Genomic DNA, 26,128 nt, shown 5'->3' on the forward strand with positions numbered 1-26,128 from the left:
TATAGAAGTATAGAAAAAGTAGAGAAGACAAAATGAAAACACAATTTAAACTTATCGGGTTTGATTTGGACGGTACATTAGTCAATAGTTTGCCGGATCTCACCTTATCCGTAAATTCGGCTTTGGCGGAATTGGATCTACCCCAAGCCTCGGAAGAATTGGTATTAACTTGGATTGGAAACGGCGCACCCGTGCTGATTGCCCGTGCATTAGATTGGGCGTATGCACAAACAGGGCGAACTTTAACTGAAACAGAAATTGAAAAAGTAAAAGAACGTTTTGGCTATTATTATGGCGAAAATCTTTGTAATATCAGCCGCTTATATCCCAATGTAAAAGAAACCTTAGAAGCCTTAAAAGCCAAAGGTTATACGCTTGCCGTGGTAACCAATAAACCGACCAAACACGTACAACCCGTATTAGCGGCGTTTGGTATCGATCACTTATTCAGTGAAATGTTGGGTGGGCAATCATTGCCGGCAATTAAGCCTCACCCGGCACCGCTTTATTATTTATGTGGAAAATTTGGGCTTGAACCCCGTCAAGTCCTCTTTGTAGGGGATTCTAAAAATGACATCATCGCGGCACACGCTGCAGGTTGTGCGGTGGTGGGATTGACCTATGGTTATAACTATAATATTCCTATTGGTGAATCTAATCCGGACTGGGTGTTTGATGATTTTAGTCAGTTGCTGGATATTCTTTAGTCTTTGATCAAAGTGCGGTTATTTTTGACCGCACTTTGCGCCAACAAAATCCAAGTATTTCACTTGAATTTATCAAGCCTGCCCTCATATACCCCCGAAATTGTCAAGAAATTAGAGAGAAAATATGAACGCCAAAAGAACACAACGCACGATTCCCGTATTGCCATTACGTGATGTCGTGGTTTTTCCTTATATGGTTATGCCGCTTTTTGTAGGGCGTGCAAAATCCATTAATGCCCTTGAAGAAGCGATGAATGAAAACAAACAGCTTCTGTTAGTTTCTCAAAAACAACCGGATTTAGAAGAACCGACTGTCGATGATGTGTTTGATGTGGGGACGATTGCCAACATTATCCAATTATTGAAATTGCCTGACGGCACGGTGAAAGTGCTGGTAGAAGGGCAACAACGCGCCAAAATTAATCATTTGGAAGAAGGCGAAAATTTCTTTTCGGCAAAAATTACGCCGATTGATTCCACCTATGGCAATGAATTAGAAGTGGATGTGGTGAAAAATGCGGTATTGGCAGAGTTTGAAAACTATCTCAACCTGAATAAAAAAATACCTGCCGATGTGTTGGGCGCACTCCAACGCATTGATGATGCGGATCGTTTAGCCGATACGATGGCGGCACATTTGCCGGTAACCGTTCGTCACAAACAAAATGTATTGGAACTTGCCGATGTGCAGGAACGCTTGGAATATTTGCTTGGAATGATGGAATCGGAAGCGGATATTCTGCAAGTGGAAAAACGCATTCGCAGCCGCGTGAAAAAACAAATGGAAAAAAGCCAGCGTAACTATTACTTGAACGAGCAAATTAAAGCGATTCGCAAGGAAATGGACGAAGGGGAAAACGAAGATACCATTGATGAAGTGGAGCAACTTCGCCAAAAAGTAGATGCGGCAGGAATGCCGGCAGAAGTGCGTGAAAAAGTGGAAAGCGAGCTGCAAAAACTCAAAATGATGTCGGCAATGTCGGCAGAAGCCACCGTGGTGCGTAGCTATGTGGAATGGATGATTCAGGTGCCTTGGCACCAACGCACCAAAGTGAAAAAAGATATTGCCAAAGCACAGCAGGTGTTAGATGCGGATCATTATGGTTTAGAACGTGTAAAAGAACGCATTTTGGAATATCTTGCGGTGCAAGCCCGACTCAATAAAGTGAAAGGCCCGATTCTCTGTTTAGTGGGGCCGCCGGGGGTGGGGAAAACCTCTCTCGGTCAATCCATTGCCAATGCTACCGGGCGTAAATATGTGCGTATGGCGTTGGGCGGTGTGCGTGATGAAGCGGAAATTCGTGGCCATCGTAAAACCTATATTGGTGCATTGCCGGGGAAATTGATTCAAAAAATGGCAAAAGTGGGGGTAAAAAACCCATTATTCTTGCTTGATGAAATCGACAAAATGGCATCGGATATGCGAGGCGACCCTGCTTCAGCATTATTGGAAGTGCTTGATCCGGAACAAAATACCGCATTTAACGATCACTATTTAGAAGTGGATTACGATTTGTCCGATGTAATGTTTGTGGCAACCTCAAATTCAATGAATATCCCGAGGCCGCTGCTTGATCGTATGGAAGTGATTCGTCTTTCCGGCTATACCGAAGATGAAAAACTCAACATCGCAATGCGTCATTTGTTACAAAAACAAATTGAACGCAATGGCTTGAAAAAAGGCGAATTGGTGGTGGAAGAAAATGCTATTTTGGACATCATCCGCTATTACACCCGTGAAGCCGGCGTGCGTAATTTAGAACGTGAAATTTCCAAAATTTGTCGCAAAGCGGTGAAAAATCTACTGATCAATCCAAAACTAAAATCCATCACCGTGAATGCCGATAATCTGCACGATTACCTTGGTGTGAAACGTTTTGAATTTGGCAAAGCCGACACGCAAAATCGTGTGGGCGAAGTAACCGGTTTGGCTTGGACAGAAGTCGGCGGTGATTTATTAACCATTGAAACGGCGTCCGTGCTTGGAAAAGGCAAACTCACCTTCACCGGCTCACTGGGAGATGTGATGAAAGAATCCATCCAAGCGGCAATGACCGTTGTGCGTTCACGTGCAGAGAAACTTGGTATCAACCCTGAGTTCCACGAAAAACGGGACATCCACATTCACGTGCCGGACGGGGCAACGCCAAAAGACGGACCAAGTGCCGGTATCGCGATGTGTACGGCACTTGTCTCTTGTTTAACCGGTAATCCGGTGCGTGCCGATGTGGCAATGACGGGTGAAATCAGCTTACGCGGTAAAGTGCTGCCGATTGGCGGTTTAAAAGAGAAACTGTTGGCGGCACACCGTGGCGGAATTAAAACGGTGTTGATTCCAAAAGACAACGTGAAAGACTTGGAAGAAATTCCGGCGAACGTAAAAGAAAGCCTTGCCATTCACGCTGTTGAAACCATTGATGAAGTGCTTGGTTTCGCGTTGGAAAATCCACCGGAAGGCATTGAGTTTGTGAAAGTGGAAGCCAAACCAAAAACACCTCGCCGTAAAGCGACAACAAAAACCACCAGAGCGGTTAATTAATGATACACTTTGGGCTTGTGATGAAAACAAGCCCTTTTATTTTCAAAAATGATGCTTAAACTCCCCCCTCTCTCCCTTTATATTCATATTCCTTGGTGCGTGCAAAAATGCCCCTATTGCGATTTCAACTCTCACGCACAAAAAGGTGATCTTCCCGAAGCGGATTATGTACATCACTTATTGTTGGATCTGCTGGCGGATTTGACACGTTTTAAAGATGCCATCCAAGATCGCAAATTACAGTCCATTTTTATTGGCGGTGGCACGCCGAGTTTATTTTCGCCGGAAAGTATTACCCGCTTGTTAAAGGAAATAAAACAACATATCCCTTTCGAGGACGATATTGAAATTACCTTAGAAGCCAATCCCGGTACGGTGGAGGCGGAACGTTTTAAAGGCTATGTGGCAGCAGGCGTAACCCGTATTTCGATGGGTATTCAAAGTTTTAACGATGACAAACTTCAGCGTTTAGGGCGAATTCATAATGCTTTTGAGGTAAAAAGTACGGTCAATTTAGCGAAAGTTTCCGGTTTGAAAAGTTTCAATTTAGATTTAATGCACGGTTTGCCGAACCAAACCTTAGAAGAGGCATTGGAGGATTTACGCCAAGCCATCGCCCTTTCACCGCCTCATCTTTCTTGGTATCAACTCACCATTGAGCCGAATACAATGTTTGCCTATCGTCCGCCCAAACTGCCGGATGATGACGAACTTTGGGCTATTTTTGAACAAGGGCATAAATTACTGACGGAAGCCGGTTATCAACAATATGAAACTTCCGCCTATGCCAAGCCGGGTTTTCAATGTCGTCATAATTTAAACTATTGGCGTTTTGGTGATTATTTGGCGATCGGCTGCGGTGCGCACGGCAAACTGACTTTCGAGAAGGGGGAAATTTTACGTTTTTCCAAAACCAAGCACCCGAAAGGCTATTTACGTGGCGAATATTTGTATGAAGAAAAAAATATTCCCGAAATTGACCGCACTTTTGAGTTTTTTATGAACCGCTTTCGTTTGTTGGAAGCTGTGCCTAAATGCGAATTTGAAGCCTATACCGGTTTGTCGCAAAGTGCGGTCAAAAATCAGATCGATTTAGCCCTTCAACAACACTACATTGTGGAAACCAATGAATCTTGGCAGGTTACCGAACGGGGAAAATTATTTTTGAACGAATTATTGGCATTGTTTTTACCGGAGGATTAAAAGGCATTATTCCTTTTCATCGTGCCTGAGAAAAATTTGCACTTGTTTATTGATAATGTGCGTATTAAAGTAACGCAATCGTTTTACTTCTCAAAAAGGAAAAGAAATGGATCAGTTAGAAATGAAAAAACTCGCCGCCCAAGCCGCCTTGCAATATGTGAAAGCGGATACCATTGTGGGAGTGGGAAGCGGTTCAACAGTGAACTGTTTTATTGAGGCTTTAGGTTCAATGAAAAATCAAATTAAAGGTGCGGTTGCCGCCTCAAAAGCCTCGGAAGAATTATTACGTCAACAAGGCATTGAAGTATTCAGTGCAAATGAGGTTTCCGCTTTGGATATTTATGTGGATGGCGCAGATGAAATTAATCCGCAAAAAATGATGATTAAAGGCGGTGGCGCGGCATTAACCCGTGAAAAAATCGTGGCGGCATTGGCGAAAAAATTTATCTGCATTGTGGATACAAGCAAGCAGGTGGATGTATTAGGTTCAACCTTTCCATTGCCGGTAGAAGTGATCCCAATGGCACGCTCCCAAGTGGGACGAAAATTAGTTGCACTGGGTGGTGCACCGGAATACCGTGAAGGTGTGGTAACCGATAATGGTAACGTCATTTTAGATGTACACAACTTCAAAATTTTAAATCCGGTGGAAATGGAAAAAGAATTAAATAACGTGGCAGGCGTGGTGACAAATGGTATTTTTGCCCTACGTAGTGCAGATGTGGTGATTGTCGGCACACCGGAAGGTGCAAAAATTATCGATTAATTCATAAAAATAAACATAAGGATGCAAATATGACAAACAAAGTTTCACTTGATAAATCAAAAATCAAATTTGTGCTGTTGGAAGGTGTACATCAAAGTGCATTGGATACCCTACACGCGGCAGGTTATACAAACATTGATTATTATAAAAAAGCCCTTGATGGTGATGAATTGAAAGCGGCGATTAAAGACGCGCATTTTATTGGGCTTCGTTCACGCACGCATTTAACCGCCGAAATGATTGAGAGTGCGCCAAAACTGATTGCCATCGGTTGTTTCTGTATCGGCACCAATCAAGTAGATTTGAATGCGGCAAAAGCACGTGGTATTCCGGTCTTTAACGCTCCATTCTCAAACACCCGCTCCGTTGCGGAATTGGTATTAGGGGAAATTTTGTTATTAATGCGCAATGTGCCGCAAGCCAATGCGGAAGTTCATCGTGGCGTGTGGAATAAATCTGCGGTCGGTTCTCACGAAGTGCGTGGCAAAAAACTAGGGATCGTTGGCTATGGTCATATTGGTTCACAATTAAGCATTATTGCGGAATCCCTCGGTATGGATGTGCATTTTTACGACATTGAAAATAAATTACCCCTCGGCAACGCCAAACAAGTTCGTAGCTTGGAAGAATTACTGGGTTCTTGCGATGTGATCTCGCTACACGTACCGGACTTGCCTTCAACCCGCAATTTAATGAGTGCGGAACGTATTGCACAACTGAAACAAGGTTCAATTTTAATTAATGCGGCACGTGGCACGGTGGTGGATATTGATGCATTAGCGAAAGCATTAAAAGAAGGCAAAATTCACGGTGCGGCCATTGACGTATTCCCTATTGAACCGGCGTCAATTAATGAAGAATTTGTTTCGCCATTGCGTGAATTTGACAATGTGATCTTAACGCCGCATATCGGTGGTTCAACGGCGGAAGCACAAGAAAATATCGGTTTTGAAGTAGCGGGTAAATTTGTGAAATATTCCGATAACGGTTCAACGCTATCTTCCGTAAACTTCCCGGAAGTGTCCTTACCGGAACACGAAGGCACAAAACGTTTATTGCATATTCACGAAAATCGCCCGGGTATTCTTAATAAACTGAACCAAGTTTTTGTTGAAGCCAATATCAACATTGCCGCCCAATACTTACAAACCGATCCGAAAATCGGTTATGTGGTAGTGGATGTTGAAACAGGAGATACCGCCCCATTATTGGCAAAACTGCGTGAAATTGACGGCACAATTCGCGCTCGTGTGCTGTATTAAGATTTAATTTTATGGAAAGAGCGGTCAAAATTGACCACTCTTTTTTGCCCTCATTTCAGGCAAAACTTGATCTATGATATGCTATGAGCCAATTTATCGGCTTATTGCAATGAGATAGAATCCTTATGTCTGAAATTAAATTGAATTATCATAAAACCCATTTCTTAACCAGTTCCCCGAATATTCGGGCAATTCCGGAAGATAGCGGTATTGAAATTGCCTTTGCCGGTCGATCAAATGCAGGAAAATCGACCGCACTTAATGCGTTAACCAATCAAAAAAATTTAGCACGCACGTCAAAAACACCGGGACGTACTCAGCTTATTAATTTGTTTGAAGTTGAACCCCACTGCAAATTAGTGGATTTACCGGGGTATGGCTATGCTGCCGTGCCGGAGCAAATGAAAATCCAATGGCAAAAATCCTTAGGGGAATATTTGCAAAAACGAGAATGTTTGGGGGGATTGGTGGTTTTAATGGATATTCGCCATCCGTTAAAAGATCTCGACCAGCAAATGATTGAATGGGCGGTTTCGGCAGATTTACCGGTGCTTTTACTGCTCACCAAGGCGGATAAACTCAGCCAAAGCGCACGCAGTAAACAGGTGAAAATGGTGCGTGAGGCGATTCTTCCTTTCCAAGGGGATATTCAGGTGGAAGCCTTTTCTGCGCAAAATAAAATTGGTATTGATAAACTTGCTGCGAAGTTAGATCACTGGTTTTCACCTATTTTTAGCGAATAATCGGTAAGTTTTGCGATCAAACCCGCAAAAAAAGCCTGTGATGAGTGATCTCATTACAGGCTTTTTTTATAGTAAATTTCCGTAGGTAATTTTCCATTCCCTTTGTCGGATGTTATTTTTCTAAGGATTTTTATGTCGCTTGCCATTGTTTATAGCCGTGCCTCGATGGGCGTTCAAGCCCCTCTTGTTACCATTGAAGTTCATCTCAGTAATGGTAAACCAGGTTTTACCCTTGTAGGTTTGCCGGAAAAAACCGTCAAAGAAGCACAAGATCGGGTTCGTAGTGCATTGATGAATGCGCAATTTAAATATCCGGCAAAACGTATCACCGTCAATCTTGCCCCGGCGGATCTACCAAAAGAGGGCGGACGTTTTGATTTACCTATTGCAATAGGTATTCTCGCTGCCTCAGATCAGCTTGATGGTTCGCGTTTAAAGCAATTTGAATTTGTCGGTGAACTTGCACTAACAGGGCATTTACGTGGTGTACACGGCGTTATTCCGGCAATTCTTGCGGCACAAAAAGCAAGACGGGAGTTAATTATTGCAAAACAAAATGCCAATGAAGCCTCGTTGGTTTCCGAGCAAAATACTTATTTTGCACAAACTCTTTTAGAGGTGGTGCAGTTTTTGAATAATCAGGAAAAATTACCTCTTGCCTCGGAATTGACCGTTGAAAGTGCGGTCAATTTTCAGCCTAAAAATCCTTTAGATTTAACGGATATTATCGGACAACAGCACGCCAAACGTGCGCTGACCATCGCGGCAGCAGGACAGCACAATTTATTACTGCTCGGGCCGCCCGGCACAGGTAAAACAATGCTTGCCGGTCGGCTCACTGCATTGTTGCCAGAAATGACCGACCAAGAAGCGATAGAGACGGCTTCTGTAACCAGCCTTGTACAAAATGAACTAAACTTCCACAACTGGAAACAACGCCCATTTCGTTCGCCACACCATAGTGCGTCTTTGCCGGCTTTGGTGGGCGGTGGGACGATTCCTAAACCGGGGGAAATTTCTTTAGCACATAATGGTGTGCTTTTTTTAGACGAATTGCCGGAATTTGAACGCAAAGTGCTTGATGCACTACGACAACCTTTGGAAAGTGGTGAAATTATTATTTCCCGTGTCAATGCCAAAATTCAATTTCCGGCACGCTTTCAACTGGTTGCGGCGATGAACCCAAGTCCTACGGGACATTATACCGGTACGCATAACCGCACTTCGCCACAACAAATTATGCGATATTTAAATCGTTTATCAGGCCCATTTTTAGATCGTTTTGATTTATCCATTGAAGTGCCTTTGTTGCCACAAGGGAGTTTACAAAATAGCGGTGATCGCGGTGAAACCAGTGCGCAAGTACGGGAGAAAGTGTTAAAAGTACGGGAAATTCAGTTAGCAAGAGCAGGGAAAATCAATGCCTACCTCACCGGTAAAGAAATTGAGCGTGATTGTAAATTAAATGAAAGAGAAGCGTTATTTTTAGAAAATACCCTCAATAAATTAGGGCTTTCCGTGCGGGCTTATCATCGAATTTTAAAAGTTTCACGCACGATTGCCGATCTTAATGATGAAAAACAGATCACCCAAGCCCATTTAGCAGAAGCGTTAGGCTATCGGGCAATGGATAGGTTGTTGCAAAAATTGGGTAATCTATAACGTACATTGTGTAACTGTGGTGCAATACGCAGCAGCTAAAAAATACGGTCAAATTTGACCGCACTTTTCTAAGACAAGCTAAACCTCCATAGACATACAAAGTAAGGTTAAAGGGTGAATACAAGTTACGTTGGATGACATATCAATTTGCCATTTGCAGGTTTGGCATTCGGAAATAACAAAATCAAACCCGCCTTCATTAATATGTTCAAAAAGATGTTTACCGATAGATTGGGCGACATCATAATTTTCCGCTTTGAAACCATAAGTGCCGGCAATGCCGCAGCATTGGGAGGGTAACATTACAATTTCCAAACCCGGGATTTGTTTCAATACTTCGAGGGTATAAGGCGCCCAACCGGCTTTTTCTACGTGGCAGGCGGTGTGATAGGCAACACGCAGTTTTAAAGGTTTGAGGGGGAGGGTTTTGCCTTCTTTGAATAATTGATACAAAAACGGCGTAACCATATGAATATGCGGACGTACTTTGGCGTTATCGATACCCAAAATATGATGATATTCATCCCGTAAATTTAAGGCACAGCTTGATGCTTCACTTATCACCTCTAAGCCGTTTTCATCCACCATTTTGCCAATGTAATCTGTATTGAATTGGGCAATATTACGCGCCCGTTCAGGGAAACCGTTTACACTTAACGGCAAACCACAGCACTTTTCTTTTTCCAATAACATCACGCCTATGTTCATTGCATTGAATACTTTTAGGCATTCTTTGCCGAGTTGTGGATTGTTATAGTTCACATAGCAACCGTGAAAATAGGCGATTTTGCGTTCAAATTTTTTTTGTGCTTCCAAGGCATTTTTCATATACCAACTGCGGAAAGTGCCAAAAGAATATTTAGGTAACGTGCGTTTTTTGCTGATGTTGAGTGTTTTTTCTAACACAAATTTGGTGGCATTCAAGCCGGTGATCCGATTGACAATGGGGGCAAGTGGGGTGTTGAGTTTACCCATTACATCCGTATTGCTCAAAATGGCATCACGCAATTTGTTCATTAATGGCTTTTTCTGTTGTGCCAGATGGTTATTCCGCGCACGCACAATTAAATCCCCGATTTTTACATCTGACGGACACGCCACTTCACAGCGTTTGCAGTTGGTACAGTATTTAAGAGCTTCATCATAAAGTTCGGCAGATTTTAAACGCAGGCGTTCACCATCCGGCCCGGCTTGTTTTGGCCCGGGATAAAGGGGATTGTTTCGCGAAACCGGACAGACGGCAGTACAAGCCGTACATTTAATACAGCTTTCAAAACTTTCATCAATATATTGGTGGCTTGCCGGTGAATTGAGCGATTGCTTTGCACTGTCAATTAAGCGTTGAATATTCATACTTCCCCCTTATTTCGCCAAAATTTCATCTGCCACGGCAAGGGCTGTCACCACCGCTACGCCCGAGCCACATCCCAGTTCTAAGGCATTAAAGCCGCCAATCACATTGCCGATCGCATATAAATTCGTTAAAAATTGACCGCACTTTTGCACTTGGCAATGACGATTAATTGCCACGCCTGCAGATTGATAAGGCTGAGAATGAGAAAAACGGGAATCCGTCCAAGTTAGGCGATCTTTATTGTTGAAGCCTGCCACGCCGATAATGTCCGATTCAAATACCGGTTCATAAATTTTGTCGAATTCTGCGACCAAGCCTTTGCTGAAAAAACTGCCCGATGCCAGTACAAAATGATCGGCAGTGATTTCTTCATTTTCGTGTAAACGGGTCGTAATGCCCTGTACTCGGTTGCCTTCAAAATGAGCGTTGAGCGCACTGTCGCCATTCATCATTAAGCCACCTAGCGATTCAAATTGACGGCGTAATTGAATACGCTGCCGCATACCGAGTAATGAGGGTGGCAAGGTGGGTAATTCAAAAAGTGCGAGTTGGGTTGCTTGGCGAAGTGCGGTCATAAATTCTTGATTTTCTAACCCGAAACAAGCCGGTAAGAACACTGCTTCCGCACCCTGTGCCGATTCCACCATTTCTTTTACTAACTCATCAAAAGCCAATTTATGTTCTAAAAGTTGAGCAATATTCACACTACGAAATTCCCGTGCGTTTTCACGCAGTTCATCTAATTGGGGAATATTTAAAAAACCGCTTGTGACTTCACAATGGGAAAATTGTGGGTTAAGCACTAAATTTGCCGCCAATAATTGCGGTTGGAAATCGTGATAACCTTCAATGCCCAACACCGCAATTCGTTTATGTGGAAATGTCTTATTGCCTACGATTGTCGGCACGCTATTTGGCGAAAGCCACGAACCCCGTAAACCGCCTAATCCCGTTACGCGCCAATGATTTTTTTCGGAAGAACCAATGAGATCTAAATTGAGGGATTCTGCCAAGGTTTGAAAGGCTTTTGCTTTGGCGAGAACATTTTCTGTTCCCAGTAAACTGTAAGGATGGGTAGGCAATAGGTGGCAAAGTGCGGTGAGATTTTCTTTTAAATTTTCGACCGCACTTCCTGAAGGCATTCGGCTTAATAGATCAAATGAACCGGAGGCAAAATCAATCGCGGCTTGTCCATTGTTGATAATCACGCAGCGTTTGCCGTGCTGTTGAAGGGCGATTCCACAGGTTAAACCTGCCAAGCCGCCGCCGATAATAACCACATCAAAATTCATTGCTATCCGTCCCTTGTTGCGCTTGTTCTTCAAGCGGTTTTACATCATTTAAGCCTAATACACTGCCATACATCCAAGCGGTAAATTCCGCTTCCCGAATGGCTTCTCCCCAAGCGATAGGTTCAATACCACGCCAACGTTCTTCCATAAAAGCGGAAAGTTGAAGGGTGGATTGGCGGGGTGTTGCCACCTCAAAACGATTCATTAAGCCGGCGGCACGACAAGCACAAAGTTCCGCTTGGCAAGTTCCCATTCCCACACGGGTACGACGGCGTAGATCCACCAGATTATTCACATCCAATTCATCCACCGCATAACGCACCTCTCCCGCAGTCACCGCTTCACATTCGCACACCATAGAGCGATCCAAACGGCTTTTTTCAAGCAAACGTGTGGCGCGTGAACCGTGGCGATAGACGGCAGAATAACGAATGGTGCTGGGTAATGAAATGACTTTTTGGTTGGTTTCTTGACGACTTTCGTTTGAACCCGGTAAAGGTTGTTCGGCTGTAATACAACGGGCGGTTTTATTGAGTTTTTTACAAACGAGAGCGGTCGCCCATTCTGCCATTAAGCGATAAGTCATCAATTTACCGCCGGTGATAGTAATAAATCCGTCCAAGCCATCACGTTCCTTGTGGTCAAGCAATACGATACCACGGCTTACATTACGACCGGAGGGATCATCATCGGTCGCTACCAACGGACGAACGCCAGCATAGGCACGCAATACCCGTGTATGGCGCAAACTTGGGGCGAGTTTTTCGCCTTCACGGAAAAGAATATCCACTTCTTCCGGCGTGATTTCCATATTGTCGATTTGATCGTAAGGGATTCGGCTGGAGGTTGTTCCGATGACACTAATGGTATCCCCCGGCACAAGAATATCGGCGTCCGCCGGTTTACGGCAGCGGTTAATCACCATTTTATTAATGCGATGCCCCATAACAAGTAACGCACCTTTTGCCGGAAACATCTTGATATTGAGATCCGCATATTCGGCAATGCCTTGCCCCCAAATGCCTGCCGCATTCACAACAACCGGCGCGAAAAATTGGCGTTCTGCCTTATTTTTGTGATCGTACACCTTCACGCCAATCACCTTGCCGCCTTCACGAATTAAATTTTTCACCTCGCAATAGGTAAACATTTTCGCGCCGTTTTCAGTGGCATCAAGCATATTGGAAGCGGTGAGACGGAATGGATCGATTGAACCGTCCGGCACCACGACGGCACCAACAAGCGTTGGATTGACGGACGGCTCCATCACTTTGGCTAAATCAGGATCAATGGCAACCGCTTCAATGCCGGATTGGGTACAGCTTTCAATAAAAGTTTTTTGATAGTCCATCGAATCTTCAGGCAACGTAATAAACAAACCTTCCGTTTCATCAATACAGTGGCGGGCAATCTTTCGTAAAATACGGTTTTCGCTGATACATTCTCGGGCGGATTCTTGATCATTCACGGCATAACGTGCGCCACTATGTAATAAGCCGTGGTTGCGTCCTGTTGCACCGGTTGCGATGTCACGGCGTTCCAATAAGATACAATTTATCCCACGCAAAGCACAATCTCGTGCAATCCCCGCACCGGTTGCGCCACCGCCAATAATGATCACATCCGTTGATAAAGGGGAAAGATCCCCCGCATTCCGATATAAATGAGGCGACAATCCCATCTTTTCCCCCAATCCTGCCAATAAGAAATGTAGAATATGGTCGATTGTAGAGAATAACGCTTAAATTAACAACATTTTGAGCGAAAAAGAAAATGATTTTGTGATGTTTATCACATAATTTTCAAACTCACTCATAGGCGTATAAAAATTTTGTGAATTAGGTCACATTTTTGAATACTCCTGCTTTCTTATTTTTTATTTTCTTTTATTATCCGCCAGGCTTCTTTCGGTCTGAGGGATCAAAGGAGAAACCATAAATAGAAATGTTGGAGAAAAATTATGTTTGGACCATTCAAACCCGCACCACATATTGCGGAACTTCCGGCGGAAAAAATTGATTCCACCTACAAACGCTTGCGTTGGCAAGTTTTCGCAGGCATCTTTTTCGGTTATGCCGCTTATTATTTTGTGCGGGCAAATTTTGATTTGGCACAAAAAGGTTTAATTGAAGCCGGTATGTATAACAAGGCGGAGCTAGGGATTGTCGGTACTGCGGCAGGCTTAGCCTACGGCTTATCAAAATTCTTTATGGCAATGTTATCCGATCGTTCTAACCCGAAAGTCTTTTTGCCGTTCGGTTTATTGTTGTCCGGTTTGTGTATGACAATGATGGGGTTATTCCCTTGGGCAACATCCGGCATTGTAATAATGTGGATTATGATTTTCTTGAACGGTTGGTTTCAAGGAATGGGATGGCCGCCTTGTGGTCGAAGTATGGTTCACTGGTGGTCTAAATCCGAACGTGGAACGATAGTTTCTATTTGGAATACCGCACACAATCTTGGCGGTATGGTGCCGGGCGCAATGGTACTTTTAGCCGGTGCAATTTACTTCAGCACTTACGGTGTGGAAGCCACGGCAAAAGACGTATGGCAACAAGCCTTATATTATCCGGGTATTGCCGCGATGATTATCGCCATTCCGATTTACCTTGTGATGAAAGACACACCACAATCTTGCGGTTTACCACCGGTTGAAAAATGGCGTAACGATTATCCCGATGACTATAACGAAAAAACTTATGAGCACGAGCTTTCTACCAAAGAAATCTTTATGACTTATGTGTTAAAAAACAAATTGTTATGGTATATCGCCATTGCGAATGTGTTTGTTTATTTAATCCGTTATGGTGTGCTGAAATGGTCGCCGGTGTATTTGGGAGAAGTAAAACACTTCAATATTAAAGGCACGGCTTGGGCATACACCATTTATGAATTGGCGGCAATTCCCGGCACACTATTGTGCGGTTGGGTTTCCGATAAAGTGTTCAAAGGGAAACGTGGTTTAACCGGTTTCATCTTTATGATTTTAACCACTATCGCCGTGGTTGCATTATGGAAAAATCCGGCGACACCTGAAGCGGAAATTGCAAGTTATGCCGCGTGGTATCAAAACCCTTATCAATTAACAGACTTTATTTTAATGACCACCATCGGTTTCTTGATTTATGGCCCGGTAATGCTGATTGGCTTACACGCCTTAGAGCTTGCGCCGAAAAAAGCGGCAGGTACGGCAGCAGGTTTCACCGGTTTATTTGGTTATTTGGGCGGTACGGTTTCAGCCTCGGCAGTAGTTGGTTGGGCGGCTGAATATTATGGCTGGGATGGCGGTTTCTACGTGATGATCGCAGGCGGTATCTTGGCGGTGTTACTGCTTCTCAATGTAATGATTGAAGAAGGTAAACACAAAGCAAAATTAGGTGATACTTACGGCACTAAATAGTTAATCTAAAAGGCGATAAGCGTATAGCTTGCTCGCCTTTTTTGTTACTTAAATTTAATCAAGCGCGATAGAGATTTATCCGCTTTGCAAATTACCCCCCAAAATTAACCGCACTTTTAAGGAGAAATCACAATGAAACTTAAAGCATTCGCCCTTTCCATATTGACTGCCGGCGTCTTGGTCGGTTGTAGTAGCCAACCCTTAACAATGGCAGAAAAGATGACATCAGAGAAAATTATTATTGCCCATCGTGGTGCGAGCGGCTATTTGCCGGAACACACGCTGGAAGCCAAAGCCCTTGCCTTTGCACAGCAGGCTGATTATTTAGAACAAGATCTCGCGATGACAAAAGACGGTCATTTAGTGGTGATTCACGATCATTTCCTTGATGGTTTAACCGATGTGGCGAAAAAATTCCCGAATCGTCATCGTAAAGACGGGCGTTACTATGTGATTGATTTCACGTTGGCGGAAATTCAACGTTTAAATATGACGGAAAACTTTGAAACCAAAAATGGTAAACAAACAGCCGTCTATCCGAACCGTTTTCCACTTTGGAAATCCCATTTCAAAATTCACACCTTTGAAGATGAAATTGAATTTATCCAAGGGCTAGAAAAATCTACGGGTAAAAAAGTTGGGATTTACCCTGAAATTAAAGCCCCTTGGTTCCATCATCAAAATGGCAAAGATATTGCCACCGAAACCCTTAAAGTGCTGAAAAAATATGGTTATGACAAAAAAACGGACAGGGTTTATTTACAAACTTTCGACTTTAATGAACTTAAACGGATTAAAACCGAACTTCTACCTCAAATGGGAATGGATTTAAAATTGGTTCAACTTGTTGCTTACACCGATTGGCACGAAACGGAGGAAAAAAATACCAACGGCAAATGGGTAAACTACGATTATGATTGGATGTTCAAACCGGGAGCAATGGCGGAAGTGGTGAAATATGCCGATGGTGTTGGCCCGGGCTGGTATATGTTGATTGATCAGGAAAAATCCAAACCGGGAAAAATTGAATATACCCCTCTCGTAAAAGAGCTGGCACAGTATAAGGTGGAATTACACCCGTACACCGTCCGTAAAGATGCCCTGCCTGAATTTTTCACCGATGTAAATCAAATGTATGACGCCTTATTGAATCAATCCGGTGCAACCGGTGTATTCACCGATTTCCCTGATACCGGCGTGGCATTTTTGAAAAGTAAAAAATAATTCTCCTACATAAACATAAACGCAAAGAACCCAATTCAAAAATTGGGTTCTTTTTTTACGCTTAAAAGTGCGGTCAGTTTTGTTGCTGTTTTTTGCAAAATGTTAATCAATTAATCCTGATTTGCGTAAAAAATTCGCAATGCCCTGTTCCTCAATGTGATCGGTAATAAAATCAGCCTTCGCCTTTAATTTATCGTGGGCATTTCCCATTGCTACCCCCACGCCTACGGCTTCCATCATTTCCAGATCATTTAAGCCGTCACCAAATGCCATAACATTTTCCATTGTGAAGCCTAAATAATTTATCGCTGCTTGAATACCACGCGCTTTTGAGCCTTGTGCGTCAAATAAATCCACCGAGTCTTCATCCCAACGAACAACTTTGAGATTATCTAAAATCCCCGATTGTGCCACCTGTTCATCTTTATCTTCCCGATAAAAAGGAAGGATCTGGAAAACTTCGTGACGTAAATAGTAATTTTTATCGATATGATAATTGGTGGTGATAGGATCAAGTGCCGAATGAACTTCGGGCGTTTTTGCCGAAACATAAATATCATCTTGTGAAACAAAGGCATAGGCAATATTTTGGCGATCAAAATAAGCGGTAATGTTGGCAATTTTTTCTGTGGGGATCGGGTGTTTTTCAATGACTTTTTGTCCAAAACAAACAAATTGCCCGTTCATTGTAACCAATAATTCAATGCCCACTTCTTCCATCAATCGCTTCACTTTTAACGGAATACTGCAAGGTGAACGACCGGTCGCAATCGCAGGAATAATGCCATTGGTTTTGAGGGCTTTTAGTGCCGGTAACACCGTTTCCGGTAAATAATCTTTGTGCTTGACGATTAGGGTTTCATCAATGTCAAAAAAGACGACTTTAATTTGATTGCGTAAATTGGGAATGGGAAACATTAGAAGTACCTTATTAATTTTTAATCTCAAAGAATTAAAGATACGCTTAAAAACAAAAATTTTAAAGTGAAGAAATTGTTTTTTCTCAAAAGAAAGAACCCATTTCGATAAAGCACGGGTTCTTTTTATTGAAAAGTGCGGTTGATTTGAGCGTTGTTTTTTGTTGAGCTTACATCACTGCCGCATAAACCGCTGCAGCCAACAATGCCCCTACCAGTGGCCCGATAACAGGTACCCAGCTATACCCCCAATCTGCTTTGGTTTTTAACTTGCGACTGAGGAAAATCCCTAAGGTTAAACGAGGGCCTAAATCCCGTGCGGGATTAATGGCATAACCCGTTGTTCCGCCTAAACTTAAACCGATTGCCCACACAAGAATCGCCACAGGCAATGCGCCGATAGAGCCTAAACCAATCGGTGTTGTTTCAGCCGCTCCCGGGAAAATGATACTTGCGCCGGTAAGATAGAAAATCACGAAAATCAGTACAAATGTGCCAATAATTTCGCTGATGAGGTTACTTGGATAGTTGCGAATAGCCGGTTCGGTACAAAAACAGGCGCGTTTTGCCCCTTCGTTTTCGGTGGCGAGGAAATGATCACGATACATTAAGTAAACAAAGAATGCGCCCGTCATTCCCCCCAACATTTGAGCAATGACATACCCAGGCACCAACGCCCAATCAAATGCACCTTTTGCCGCAAGCCCTAAGGTGACGGCAGGATTTAAGTGCGCACCGCTATAAGGCCCGGTTACCGCTACGGCAACATAGACGGCAAATGCCCAAGCCGTTGTAATCACAATCCAACCGGCACTTTGTCCCTTTGTTTTATCCAGACAAACATTGGCAACCACACCATTTCCCAAAAGGATCATCAGCGCGGTACCGAAAAATTCTGCAAAATAAGCATTCATAAGAGAATCTCCATAGGATGATAGAAAACGGTTTCATCGAAAGAATCCACCAAAAGGCAATTATGTTCGTTATTCGATCAAAGAGAGAAAACTCAATGTGAGTGCGTTCATTATTATCTAAAAACCTTACAGTTCAAGTGGGAATAATCACTAAATTTCAGAAATGAGAAATAGATCACATAATTTATCGAAAAGGAAAAAATTTTTGTGATCAATATCATAAAATCAAAAAGTGGGTATTTTCATTGTCTATAAATTCCATTAGTTTACGCGCGCAATTTGTTCGTTTTTGACTCAAAATATTCGTTTACCACTAAAACGTACCTTTAAGGAGTTTTTCTATGACCGATAAAAAATACATCATTGCTTTAGATCAAGGCACAACCAGTTCAAGAGCGGTGTTATTAGATCATAATGCGAACATTGTCGAAATTGCTCAACGCGAATTTACCCAAATTTATCCGCAGGCAGGCTGGGTAGAACATAATCCGATGGAAATTTGGGCAACGCAAAGTTCTACGTTAAATGAAGTGGTGGCAAAAGCGGGTATTACATCCGATGAAATTGCGGCAATTGGTATTACCAATCAGCGTGAAACCACAATTGTTTGGGAAAAAGCCACGGGTACACCGGTTTATAATGCGATTGTGTGGCAGTGTCGCCGTACTGCCGATATGACCGATAAACTCAAAGCCGATGGTTATGAAGATTATATTCGCCACACTACAGGCTTGGTGGTTGATCCTTATTTTTCCGGTACGAAAGTAAAATGGATTTTAGATAATGTGGAAGGCGCGCGTGAAAAAGCGGAACGCGGCGAACTTTTATTTGGTACGGTAGATACTTGGCTGGTGTGGAAATTGACGCAAGGTCGTGTACACGTAACCGATTACACCAATGCTTCACGCACAATGCTATTTAATATTCATACCAAACAATGGGATGACAAGATGCTTGAAATCTTGGATATTCCACGTTCAATGTTGCCGGAAGTGCGTAATTCTTCGGAAATTTACGGACAAACCAACATCGGCGGTAAAGGTGGTGTGCGTATTCCGGTTGCCGGTATTGCGGGCGACCAACAAGCGGCACTTTATGGCCATTTATGCGTTCACGCCGGTCAAGCGAAAAATACTTACGGCACAGGTTGTTTTATGTTACTTCACACCGGTGATAAAGCCATTACCTCAAAAAATGGCTTATTGACCACCATTGCTTGTAACGCAAAAGGTGAACCTGAATATGCCTTGGAAGGTTCGGTCTTTATCGCCGGTGCCTCCATTCAATGGCTGCGTGATGAACTTAAAATCGTTCACGATAGTTTTGATTCCGAATATTTTGCGCAAAAAGTTCCTGATAGCAACGGTGTGTATGTAGTGCCTGCTTTCACCGGCTTGGGCGCGCCATATTGGGATCCATACGCACGCGGTGCGATTTTCGGCTTATCCCGTGGTGCGAACCGCAACCATATTGTGCGTGCCACGTTGGAATCCATTGCTTATCAAACCCGTGATGTACTGGAAGCAATGCAATCCGATTCCGGTGAACGTTTACAATATCTCCGTGTAGACGGCGGGGCGACAAATAATAACTTCTTAATGCAATTCCAAGCAGATATTTTAGATGTGAATGTAGAACGTCCCGTGGTGAAAGAAGTTACTGCACTTGGTGCGGCTTACCTTGCAGGCATTGCCACCGGTTTTTGGAAAGACTTAGACGAACTCCGAGACAAAGCTCGTGTAGAACGTACCTTCACCCCGGACAATGATAACGAAAAACGTGAACGCCGCTATAAAGGTTGGAAAAAAGCAGTAAAACGTTCGTTAGAATGGGCAAAGGAAGATGAAGAATAAAAAAATAATATTTAAATATAGTAAAAGCGCGGTCAAATTTGACCGCACTTTTTTGTTTGAAAAGATTAAAGGATATGCTGATATTGCTCTAACATTTCTTTTGGCCACACGCTTGATTGGACTTCACCAATGTGTTTTTTGCGTAACAGGAACATAGCTAAACGGGATTGACCGATACCGCCACCAATGGTGAGTGGGAGTTTGCCGTTGAGTAACTCTTGGTGCCAGTCCATTTTTAAGCGATCTTCATCACCGGTTAAGCCAACTTGTAGGCGCAGAGCGGATTCGTCCACACGGATACCCATTGAGGAAAGCTCAAAAGCTGTGCCGAGTTCTTCATTCCACACTAAAATATCGCCGTTTAAGCCTTTGTAGCCGTTTTCGGATTCTGTCGTCCAGTCATCATAATCCGGCGCACGACCATCGTGAGGTTTACCGTCAGAAAGTTTACCGCCGATACCAATTAAAAATACCGCACCGTATTCTTTACAAATCGCATTTTCACGCTCTTTGCTGCTTAAATCAGGATAACGTTTTACCAAATCTTCACTATGAATGAAGGTAATTTGTTTTGGTAAAATGGAAGGAATATCGAAACGGGCTTCTACCGCAAGTTCTGTTAGACGAATCGCACGGTAAATGGAATTCACGGTTTCTTTTAAATAAGCAAAATTACGGCGACCGGCAGGGATAACTTTCTCCCAGTCCCATTGATCTACATAAACAGAGTGGGTTGGATCGAGTGAATCTTCATCCGGACGTAATGCTTTCATATGAACGAATAGGCCTTCGCCCTCTTTAAAATGGAAACGGGCAAGGGTATGGCGTTTCCATTTTGCTAAAGAGTGAACCACTTCAAATACCGCATTAGGAATTTGTTTCACGTTGACTTGCACCGCTTTTTCAATGCCGGATAAGTTATCCTGCATCCCATTACCCACTTGGCTAAGGATTGGGCCTTGCACTTCAATGATGCCCAGTTGCTCAATTAAGTTTTGGGTGAAAGTGTTTTTAACAAAGCTAATTTCTTGCTGTTGTAAGATAAATGTTTTTTTCATATTTCCTGCCTGTTTTTAATGATAGGTTGGTTTGGTTGCGTATTATTTAATAAAGTTCGGTTATATTTCAAGTATTTTGTTTACATTTGGATTATGTTTGAATATTATTCAATCCAATTAGGATTTATTAGATGATTTCTAAAGGAGAAGATTTTATGCCCAATATTGATAACTTAGACCAACAAATTCTTCGTGTTCTCACGAAAGACGCCCGTACGCCCTATGCGGAAATGGCAAAAAATTTTGGCGTAAGCCCCGGAACGATTCACGTTCGAGTGGAAAAAATGCGCCAGTCAGGCATTATTGAAGGCACAAAAGTGATCATTGATGAACGCAAACTGGGTTATGATGTGTGCTGTTTCATTGGCATTATTTTAAAAAGTGCAAAAGATTATGAAAAAGTGATTAAGAAGTTGGAAACCTTTGCTGAGGTGGTAGAAGCCTATTACACTACCGGAAATTATTCGATTTTTATTAAAGTAATGACACACACCATTGCAGAGTTGCATTCCGTACTGGCAACCAAAATTCAGTTAATTGATGAAATTCAGTCCACCGAAACGTTAATTTCAATGCAAAACCCGATTCTGCGGGATATTAAGCCTTAGACGCGTGATATGGGGTTTTACGAAAATTGTTGCTTGTAGTAAAACCCATTCAACTTCACAAAGTGCGGTCAATTTTTTAGACGTTTTTTTAGTTCGTTATTCTTAACTATTGCACAATAGCTACTGAATAAAAGTAGGGAGGCGACGTTCGCGTCCGTATCAAAAAATCAAGCGATTCCAATAAGTTTAATATTAAGAACATCAATGTGATGTCCCTACATATCTACATTCTTCTGATTTTTTATTAAAAGAACCGATCCAAAAATTTGTAATATTGCACGCCAATTTTGGTGGCGAGATTTTTCACAATTTTCCCACCATAAACGGAAGGGACTTTTAATCCTTCAAAAATTTTCAGGCGTTCATCATTGCCTAAAATTGCTTCTGCCACAATGCGCCCCGCCAATCCGGTTAAAGCAACGCCGTGTCCGGAATAACCGTGGGCGAAATAAATATGCGGGGAGATTCGACCGAAATGGGGGGTGGAGTTCATCGTCATATCAATAGGCCCCGCCCAACCGTAATCAATTTTCACATTTTCAAGTTGAGGAAAAACGTGCAACATATTTTTTCTCATCACCGCAACCATATCTTTTTCCGAACGGGAATCACTGCCGAAAAGCAGACGATTGTCCGCACTTAAACGATAATAATCGAGTAACAAATTGTTATCACAAACGGACATTCCATTGTTAATCACCGAATCTGCAACGGATTGACTTAAAGGTTCGGTGGCGATAATGAAACTTTCCACCGGCATAATTTTACGGTTAATGCCGTGATGAATGGATTTTGGTAGAGCATCGATATAGGCATTGGTGGCTAAAATAATATCTTGAGAAATGACCGCACTTTTATCGGTTTTCACTTCAATAGAACCGTTTTTCTCAATGAGATCAATCACCGGCGATTGTTCAAAAATCTGTACGCCAAGATCTAAACAGGCCTTTGCCAGCCCTAAACAATAATTAAGAGGGTGCAAATGCCCCGAGTTACTGTCGTATAAACCGCCTACATAAATATCGCTACCTAAATGTTGTTTGAGTTTCGCCTTGTCCCAAAGCTGCATATTTTGGTAGCCAAAATTTTCGTGGCTGGCTTTTTCAATTTTAATCAGATCATCCATTCGACGATCATTTAATGCAAGCGTGGCATAGCCTTTTTTCCAATCGCATTGTATGCCGTATTTCGCAATGCGTTCATCAATAATGTCAATGGCTTCCAACGACATTTCCCATAATTTCCGTGCGTTATCAAAGCCTACGTGTTTGATATATTCATCAATGCCTTCTTCAAAGCCGTTGATGGCTTGTCCGCCACTTCTCCCGGAAGCACCAAATCCCACGCGTGCGCCTTCCAGTACGATCACTTTTTTTCCTTTTTCAGCAAGTTCCAATGCAGCAGATAAACCAAAAAAACCGGCACCGATCACACACACATCCGCTTGTTCTTGTTGTGTTAACGCAGGAAGTTGAAAATCTTGATTGCGGGTGTCGAAATAGTAAGAAGGAACGTGTTCTTGATGGGAAAAATTCAGCATAAAAAATCTCGTGAATAAAAATTGGCGAAATCTTACCCTTATGGGGAAATATGTCAAACCCTTTGCGAAAAAAATGCTATACTGCCAACCGCGTAAATTTTACGCATTGATGCTTAAATAGTTCCCTTTTTTGACTCAGGAGGTCAATAAATTGAAAAAATCTTTTGTTCGCTCAATCAAATCGCTTTTCCTTTCTGCTATTGCATTTTTTGCGGCATCTGCTTTTGCAAATAATAAACTTTATGTTTATAACTGGACGGACTATGTGCCTTCCGATCTTGTTGCGCAATTCACCAAAGAAACCGGTGTGGAAGTCATTTATTCTACCTTTGAAAGCAACGAAGAAATGTACGCTAAATTGAAGTTAACGGAAAACGCCGGTGAAGGTTATGATTTGGTGTTTCCATCAAGTTACTATGTGAGCAAAATGATCAAAGAGAATATGTTACAACCGCTTGATCACAACAAACTCACTAACTTGAAACAAGTGCCGACCCACCTGTTAAATAAGGAATTTGACCCTGAGAATAAATATTCTCTGCCGTATGTGTATGGCTTAACAGGGATTGAAGTGAATGCGGATGATATTGACCCAAGCAGCATTACAAGTTGGGCGGATTTATGGAAGCCGGAATTTAAACATAAAGTCTTGATGACCAGCGATGCACGTGAAGTTTTCCACATTGCTTTATTACTGGACAGTAAATCACCAAACACCACAAATGAAGAAGAAATCAAAGCCGCTTACGAGCGTTTGGTGACATTGTTGCCTAATATCGTTACCTTCAATTCCGATTCACCGGAAGTACCTTATGTACAGGGAGAAGCGGCAATCGGTATGATTTGGAACGGCTCGGCATATTTAGCCCATAAAGAAAATCCAAGCCTTCAATTTGTCTATCCGAAAGAAGGGGCGATTTTCTGGATGGATAACTACGCCATTCCAAGAACTGCCAAAAATGTAGAAGGCGCGCATAAGTTCATCGACTTCCTACTTCGCCCTGAAAATGCCAAAGTTGTGGTAGAACGTATGGGCTTCTCTATGCCAAATAACGGTGTGCAAGCATTACTTAGCCCTGAATTAGCAAACGACACGACTTTATTCCCGCCGGCTGAACAGGTCGAAAAAGGGATTATGCAAGGTGACGTAGGCGAAGCTGTGGATATTTACGAAAAATATTGGAATAAATTAAAAACCAATTAATCTCTTCTTAAAAAAGTGCGGTTAAAAATGACTGCACTTTTTGTTATACTCTCGCCAATTTTTTCTTAATTTAAAGCACTTAAGGTTAAACCAATGCGTACAAGTCAATATTTATTCTCTACATTAAAAGAAACCCCTGCGGAAGCGGCGATTGTCAGTCATCAACTGATGTTGCGTGCAGGAATGATCCGCCCGCTTGCTTCCGGCTTATATAACTGGATGCCGACAGGTTGGCGTGTACTTCGCAAAGTGGAAAAAGTGATCCGTGAAGAAATGGATAAAAGCGGTGCACTTGAAATTAAAATGCCCGTCGTACAACCGGCAGAACTTTGGCAGGAATCAGGGCGTTGGGAGCAGTATGGACCTGAATTATTGCGTTTTACCGATCGTGGTGAGCGCGGTTTTGTGATTGGTCCAACGAATGAAGAAGCCATTACTGATTTAATGCGCCGTGAGATCACTTCTTATCGCCAACTTCCGATTAATCTTTATCATATTCAAACCAAATTCCGAGATGAGGTTCGTCCGCGCTTTGGCGTAATGCGTAGCCGTGAATTTATTATGAAAGATGCCTATTCTTTCCACACTGATAAAGAAAGCCTGCAACAAACTTACAATGTGATGTATCAAACTTATAGCAATATTTTTACCCGCTTAGGGTTAGATTTCCGTGCCGTGCAGGCGGATACCGGTTCCATTGGCGGGAGTGCTTCCCACGAATTCCAAGTATTGGCAAATAGCGGTGAAGATGATGTGATTTTTTCCACCGAATCGGATTATGCCGCGAATATTGAGCTTGCTGAGGCAGTTGCGATTGGCGAACGTGCCGCACCAACAAAACCAATGGAACTTATCGATACACCAAATGCGAAAACCATTGCGGAATTGGTCGCACAGTTCGATCAACCGATTGAAAAAACCGTGAAAACCTTAATTGTGAAAGGCGCAACGGAAGCGCAGCCTTTAGTGGCATTAGTGATTCGTGGCGACCACGAGTTAAACGAAATCAAAGCGGAAAAATTACCGGAAGTCGCCTCCCCCTTTGAATTTGCCGATGAAGCGGAAATTAAGGCAAAAATTGGTGCCGGTGTCGGGTCGTTAGGGCCGGTAAACCTCAATATTCCGGTGATTGTTGATCGCAGTGTGGCGTTGATGTCCGATTTCAGTGCCGGTGCAAACATTGATGGTAAACATTACTTCAATATCAACTGGGAACGTGATGTGGCATTGCCAAAAATTGCGGATATTCGTAATGTGGTCGAGGGCGATCCAAGTCCGGACGGTAAAGGTACATTACTTATCAAACGTGGTATTGAAGTGGGGCATATTTTCCAACTGGGTAAAAAATATTCCGAGGCGATGAATGCTACCGTTCAAAGTGAAGATGGTCGTCCAATGGTGGTAACGATGGGTTGTTATGGTATTGGTGTTACCCGTGTGGTGGCGGCAGCGATTGAGCAACATCACGATGATCGTGGCATTATTTGGCCGACAGATGAAATCGCGCCTTTTACTGTGGCGATTGTGCCAATGAATATGCACAAATCCGAAAGCGTACAACAATATGCCGAAGAATTATACCGCACTTTACAAGCACAAGGCGTAGACGTGATTTTTGATGATCGTAAAGAACGCCCCGGTGTGATGTTCGCCGATATGGAACTGATTGGCGTACCGCATATGGTTGTCATTGGTGAGAAAAATCTTGCAAATGGCGAAATTGAATACAAAAACCGCCGCAGCGGAGAAAAAGAAATGATTGCTAAAGGGCAATTATTGGATTTCTTAAAAGGGAAGTTTGCATAATAAATTAAGCGGCTAGGCCTATGTGCTTAGCCGTTTTTTTTATGGATAAAGTGCGGTCATTTTTGTGGATGTT

Annotated in this window: 20 protein-coding genes; 13 read left to right on the forward strand and 7 right to left on the reverse strand. The window is 42.8% G+C overall.

Annotation, left to right across the window (positions count from 1 at the left end; all coding sequences use genetic code 11):
• The first annotated feature begins 32 nt into the window (after positions 1 to 32).
• The 7 genes from BKL49_RS06715 (at position 33) to BKL49_RS06745 (ending at position 8,882) form a co-directional block, all read left to right on the forward strand.
• A complete protein-coding gene (locus BKL49_RS06715; protein ID WP_077423842.1) occupies positions 33 to 707 on the forward strand; it encodes a phosphoglycolate phosphatase in 675 nt (224 codons plus the stop codon).
• Positions 708 to 831: 124 nt separating this feature from the next.
• Positions 832 to 3,246 carry an endopeptidase La gene (gene lon / locus BKL49_RS06720; RefSeq protein WP_077423843.1) on the forward strand — a complete coding sequence of 805 codons (2,415 nt, stop codon included), beginning with the start codon at positions 832 to 834 and terminating at the stop codon, positions 3,244 to 3,246.
• Between the two features lie 51 nt (positions 3,247 to 3,297).
• Complete coding sequence (hemW, locus tag BKL49_RS06725) at positions 3,298 to 4,449, forward strand: radical SAM family heme chaperone HemW (protein ID WP_077423962.1); 1,152 nt, start codon at positions 3,298 to 3,300, stop codon at positions 4,447 to 4,449.
• A 106-nt stretch (positions 4,450 to 4,555) separates the two neighbouring features.
• A complete protein-coding gene (gene rpiA / locus BKL49_RS06730) occupies positions 4,556 to 5,215 on the forward strand; it encodes a ribose-5-phosphate isomerase RpiA (RefSeq protein ID WP_077423844.1) in 660 nt (219 codons plus the stop codon).
• Positions 5,216 to 5,244: 29 nt separating this feature from the next.
• Positions 5,245 to 6,477 carry a phosphoglycerate dehydrogenase gene (gene serA, locus BKL49_RS06735; protein ID WP_077423845.1) on the forward strand — a complete coding sequence of 411 codons (1,233 nt, stop codon included), beginning with the start codon at positions 5,245 to 5,247 and terminating at the stop codon, positions 6,475 to 6,477.
• 125 nt (positions 6,478 to 6,602) lie between these two features.
• Entirely contained in the window at positions 6,603 to 7,220 is a 618-nt protein-coding gene (gene yihA / locus BKL49_RS06740) for a ribosome biogenesis GTP-binding protein YihA/YsxC (RefSeq protein ID WP_077423846.1), read from the forward strand.
• 132 nt (positions 7,221 to 7,352) lie between these two features.
• Positions 7,353 to 8,882 (forward strand): YifB family Mg chelatase-like AAA ATPase, encoded by a 1,530-nt coding sequence (locus BKL49_RS06745; RefSeq protein ID WP_077423847.1) that lies wholly within the window; start codon positions 7,353 to 7,355, stop codon positions 8,880 to 8,882.
• Positions 8,883 to 8,960: 78 nt separating this feature from the next.
• Here BKL49_RS06745 and glpC read toward each other — a convergent pair whose 3' ends face one another.
• The 3 genes from glpC to glpA are packed head-to-tail and all read right to left on the reverse strand — an operon-like array spanning position 8,961 to position 13,209.
• A complete protein-coding gene (glpC, locus tag BKL49_RS06750; RefSeq protein ID WP_077423848.1) occupies positions 8,961 to 10,235 on the reverse strand; it encodes an anaerobic glycerol-3-phosphate dehydrogenase subunit GlpC in 1,275 nt (424 codons plus the stop codon).
• Positions 10,236 to 10,244: 9 nt separating this feature from the next.
• Positions 10,245 to 11,528: a glycerol-3-phosphate dehydrogenase subunit GlpB gene (glpB, locus tag BKL49_RS06755; RefSeq protein WP_077423849.1), complete on the reverse strand. Its 1,284-nt coding sequence runs from the start codon at positions 11,526 to 11,528 to the stop codon at positions 10,245 to 10,247.
• Positions 11,518 to 13,209, reverse strand: coding sequence for an anaerobic glycerol-3-phosphate dehydrogenase subunit A (gene glpA / locus BKL49_RS06760; RefSeq protein WP_077423850.1), 1,692 nt, complete (start codon positions 13,207 to 13,209; stop codon positions 11,518 to 11,520). Before glpA ends, glpB begins: the two co-directional genes overlap by 11 nt.
• 279 nt (positions 13,210 to 13,488) lie before the next feature.
• Here glpA and glpT point away from each other — a divergent pair, with 279 nt between their 5' ends.
• Positions 13,489 to 14,931, forward strand: a complete 1,443-nt coding sequence (gene glpT / locus BKL49_RS06765) for a glycerol-3-phosphate transporter (RefSeq protein ID WP_077423851.1) — start codon at positions 13,489 to 13,491, stop codon at positions 14,929 to 14,931.
• 132 nt (positions 14,932 to 15,063) lie between these two features.
• Complete coding sequence (gene glpQ / locus BKL49_RS06770) at positions 15,064 to 16,155, forward strand: glycerophosphodiester phosphodiesterase (RefSeq protein ID WP_077423852.1); 1,092 nt, start codon at positions 15,064 to 15,066, stop codon at positions 16,153 to 16,155.
• Positions 16,156 to 16,257: 102 nt separating this feature from the next.
• Here glpQ and BKL49_RS06775 read toward each other — a convergent pair whose 3' ends face one another.
• Positions 16,258 to 17,073: a Cof-type HAD-IIB family hydrolase gene (locus BKL49_RS06775; RefSeq protein WP_077423853.1), complete on the reverse strand. Its 816-nt coding sequence runs from the start codon at positions 17,071 to 17,073 to the stop codon at positions 16,258 to 16,260.
• 169 nt (positions 17,074 to 17,242) lie between these two features.
• A complete protein-coding gene (locus BKL49_RS06780) occupies positions 17,243 to 17,986 on the reverse strand; it encodes an MIP/aquaporin family protein (RefSeq protein WP_077423854.1) in 744 nt (247 codons plus the stop codon).
• A 341-nt stretch (positions 17,987 to 18,327) separates the two neighbouring features.
• On the opposite strand from BKL49_RS06780, the gene glpK reads away from it, so the two are divergent.
• A complete protein-coding gene (gene glpK, locus BKL49_RS06785; RefSeq protein ID WP_077423855.1) occupies positions 18,328 to 19,839 on the forward strand; it encodes a glycerol kinase GlpK in 1,512 nt (503 codons plus the stop codon).
• Positions 19,840 to 19,904: 65 nt separating this feature from the next.
• Here glpK and asnA read toward each other — a convergent pair whose 3' ends face one another.
• A complete protein-coding gene (gene asnA, locus BKL49_RS06790) occupies positions 19,905 to 20,897 on the reverse strand; it encodes an aspartate--ammonia ligase (RefSeq protein WP_077423856.1) in 993 nt (330 codons plus the stop codon).
• A gap of 155 nt (positions 20,898 to 21,052) precedes the next feature.
• Between asnA and asnC the strand changes: the two genes are divergently transcribed.
• Complete coding sequence (gene asnC / locus BKL49_RS06795) at positions 21,053 to 21,505, forward strand: transcriptional regulator AsnC (RefSeq protein ID WP_077423964.1); 453 nt, start codon at positions 21,053 to 21,055, stop codon at positions 21,503 to 21,505.
• 244 nt (positions 21,506 to 21,749) lie between these two features.
• On the opposite strand, the gene BKL49_RS06800 is transcribed toward asnC, so the two are convergent.
• On the reverse strand, positions 21,750 to 23,045 hold the full coding sequence (locus BKL49_RS06800; RefSeq protein ID WP_077423857.1) for an NAD(P)/FAD-dependent oxidoreductase: 1,296 nt from the start codon (positions 23,043 to 23,045) through the stop codon (positions 21,750 to 21,752).
• 151 nt (positions 23,046 to 23,196) lie between these two features.
• Here BKL49_RS06800 and BKL49_RS06805 point away from each other — a divergent pair, with 151 nt between their 5' ends.
• Both BKL49_RS06805 and proS read left to right on the forward strand, forming a co-directional pair.
• Positions 23,197 to 24,249 (forward strand): extracellular solute-binding protein, encoded by a 1,053-nt coding sequence (locus tag BKL49_RS06805; protein WP_077423858.1) that lies wholly within the window; start codon positions 23,197 to 23,199, stop codon positions 24,247 to 24,249.
• Between the two features lie 93 nt (positions 24,250 to 24,342).
• Positions 24,343 to 26,055 (forward strand): proline--tRNA ligase, encoded by a 1,713-nt coding sequence (proS, locus tag BKL49_RS06810; protein WP_077423859.1) that lies wholly within the window; start codon positions 24,343 to 24,345, stop codon positions 26,053 to 26,055.
• Positions 26,056 to 26,128: the final 73 nt, after the last annotated feature.

It is taken from the genome of Rodentibacter myodis (assembly GCF_001999305.1).
GTDB classification, from domain to species: domain Bacteria; phylum Pseudomonadota; class Gammaproteobacteria; order Enterobacterales; family Pasteurellaceae; genus Rodentibacter; species Rodentibacter myodis.

Excerpts from the sequence above, each read along its gene's own strand:
- yihA (WP_077423846.1), top strand. The coding sequence starts at position 6,603 with ATGTCTGAAATTAAATTGAATTATCATAAAACCCATTTCTTAACCAGT.
- glpK (WP_077423855.1), top strand. The coding sequence starts at position 18,328 with ATGACCGATAAAAAATACATCATTGCTTTAGATCAAGGCACAACCAGT.
- asnA (WP_077423856.1), bottom strand. The coding sequence starts at position 20,897 with ATGAAAAAAACATTTATCTTACAACAGCAAGAAATTAGCTTTGTTAAA.
- hemW (WP_077423962.1), top strand. The coding sequence starts at position 3,298 with ATGCTTAAACTCCCCCCTCTCTCCCTTTATATTCATATTCCTTGGTGC.
- glpQ (WP_077423852.1), top strand. The coding sequence starts at position 15,064 with ATGAAACTTAAAGCATTCGCCCTTTCCATATTGACTGCCGGCGTCTTG.
- glpB (WP_077423849.1), bottom strand. The coding sequence starts at position 11,528 with ATGAATTTTGATGTGGTTATTATCGGCGGCGGCTTGGCAGGTTTAACC.
- BKL49_RS06780 (WP_077423854.1), bottom strand. The coding sequence starts at position 17,986 with ATGAATGCTTATTTTGCAGAATTTTTCGGTACCGCGCTGATGATCCTT.
- BKL49_RS06715 (WP_077423842.1), top strand. The coding sequence starts at position 33 with ATGAAAACACAATTTAAACTTATCGGGTTTGATTTGGACGGTACATTA.
- glpT (WP_077423851.1), top strand. The coding sequence starts at position 13,489 with ATGTTTGGACCATTCAAACCCGCACCACATATTGCGGAACTTCCGGCG.
- glpC (WP_077423848.1), bottom strand. The coding sequence starts at position 10,235 with ATGAATATTCAACGCTTAATTGACAGTGCAAAGCAATCGCTCAATTCA.
- BKL49_RS06745 (WP_077423847.1), top strand. The coding sequence starts at position 7,353 with ATGTCGCTTGCCATTGTTTATAGCCGTGCCTCGATGGGCGTTCAAGCC.
- proS (WP_077423859.1), top strand. The coding sequence starts at position 24,343 with ATGCGTACAAGTCAATATTTATTCTCTACATTAAAAGAAACCCCTGCG.
- serA (WP_077423845.1), top strand. The coding sequence starts at position 5,245 with ATGACAAACAAAGTTTCACTTGATAAATCAAAAATCAAATTTGTGCTG.
- rpiA (WP_077423844.1), top strand. The coding sequence starts at position 4,556 with ATGGATCAGTTAGAAATGAAAAAACTCGCCGCCCAAGCCGCCTTGCAA.
- glpA (WP_077423850.1), bottom strand. The coding sequence starts at position 13,209 with ATGGGATTGTCGCCTCATTTATATCGGAATGCGGGGGATCTTTCCCCT.
- BKL49_RS06800 (WP_077423857.1), bottom strand. The coding sequence starts at position 23,045 with ATGCTGAATTTTTCCCATCAAGAACACGTTCCTTCTTACTATTTCGAC.
- BKL49_RS06775 (WP_077423853.1), bottom strand. The coding sequence starts at position 17,073 with ATGTTTCCCATTCCCAATTTACGCAATCAAATTAAAGTCGTCTTTTTT.
- lon (WP_077423843.1), top strand. The coding sequence starts at position 832 with ATGAACGCCAAAAGAACACAACGCACGATTCCCGTATTGCCATTACGT.
- asnC (WP_077423964.1), top strand. The coding sequence starts at position 21,053 with ATGCCCAATATTGATAACTTAGACCAACAAATTCTTCGTGTTCTCACG.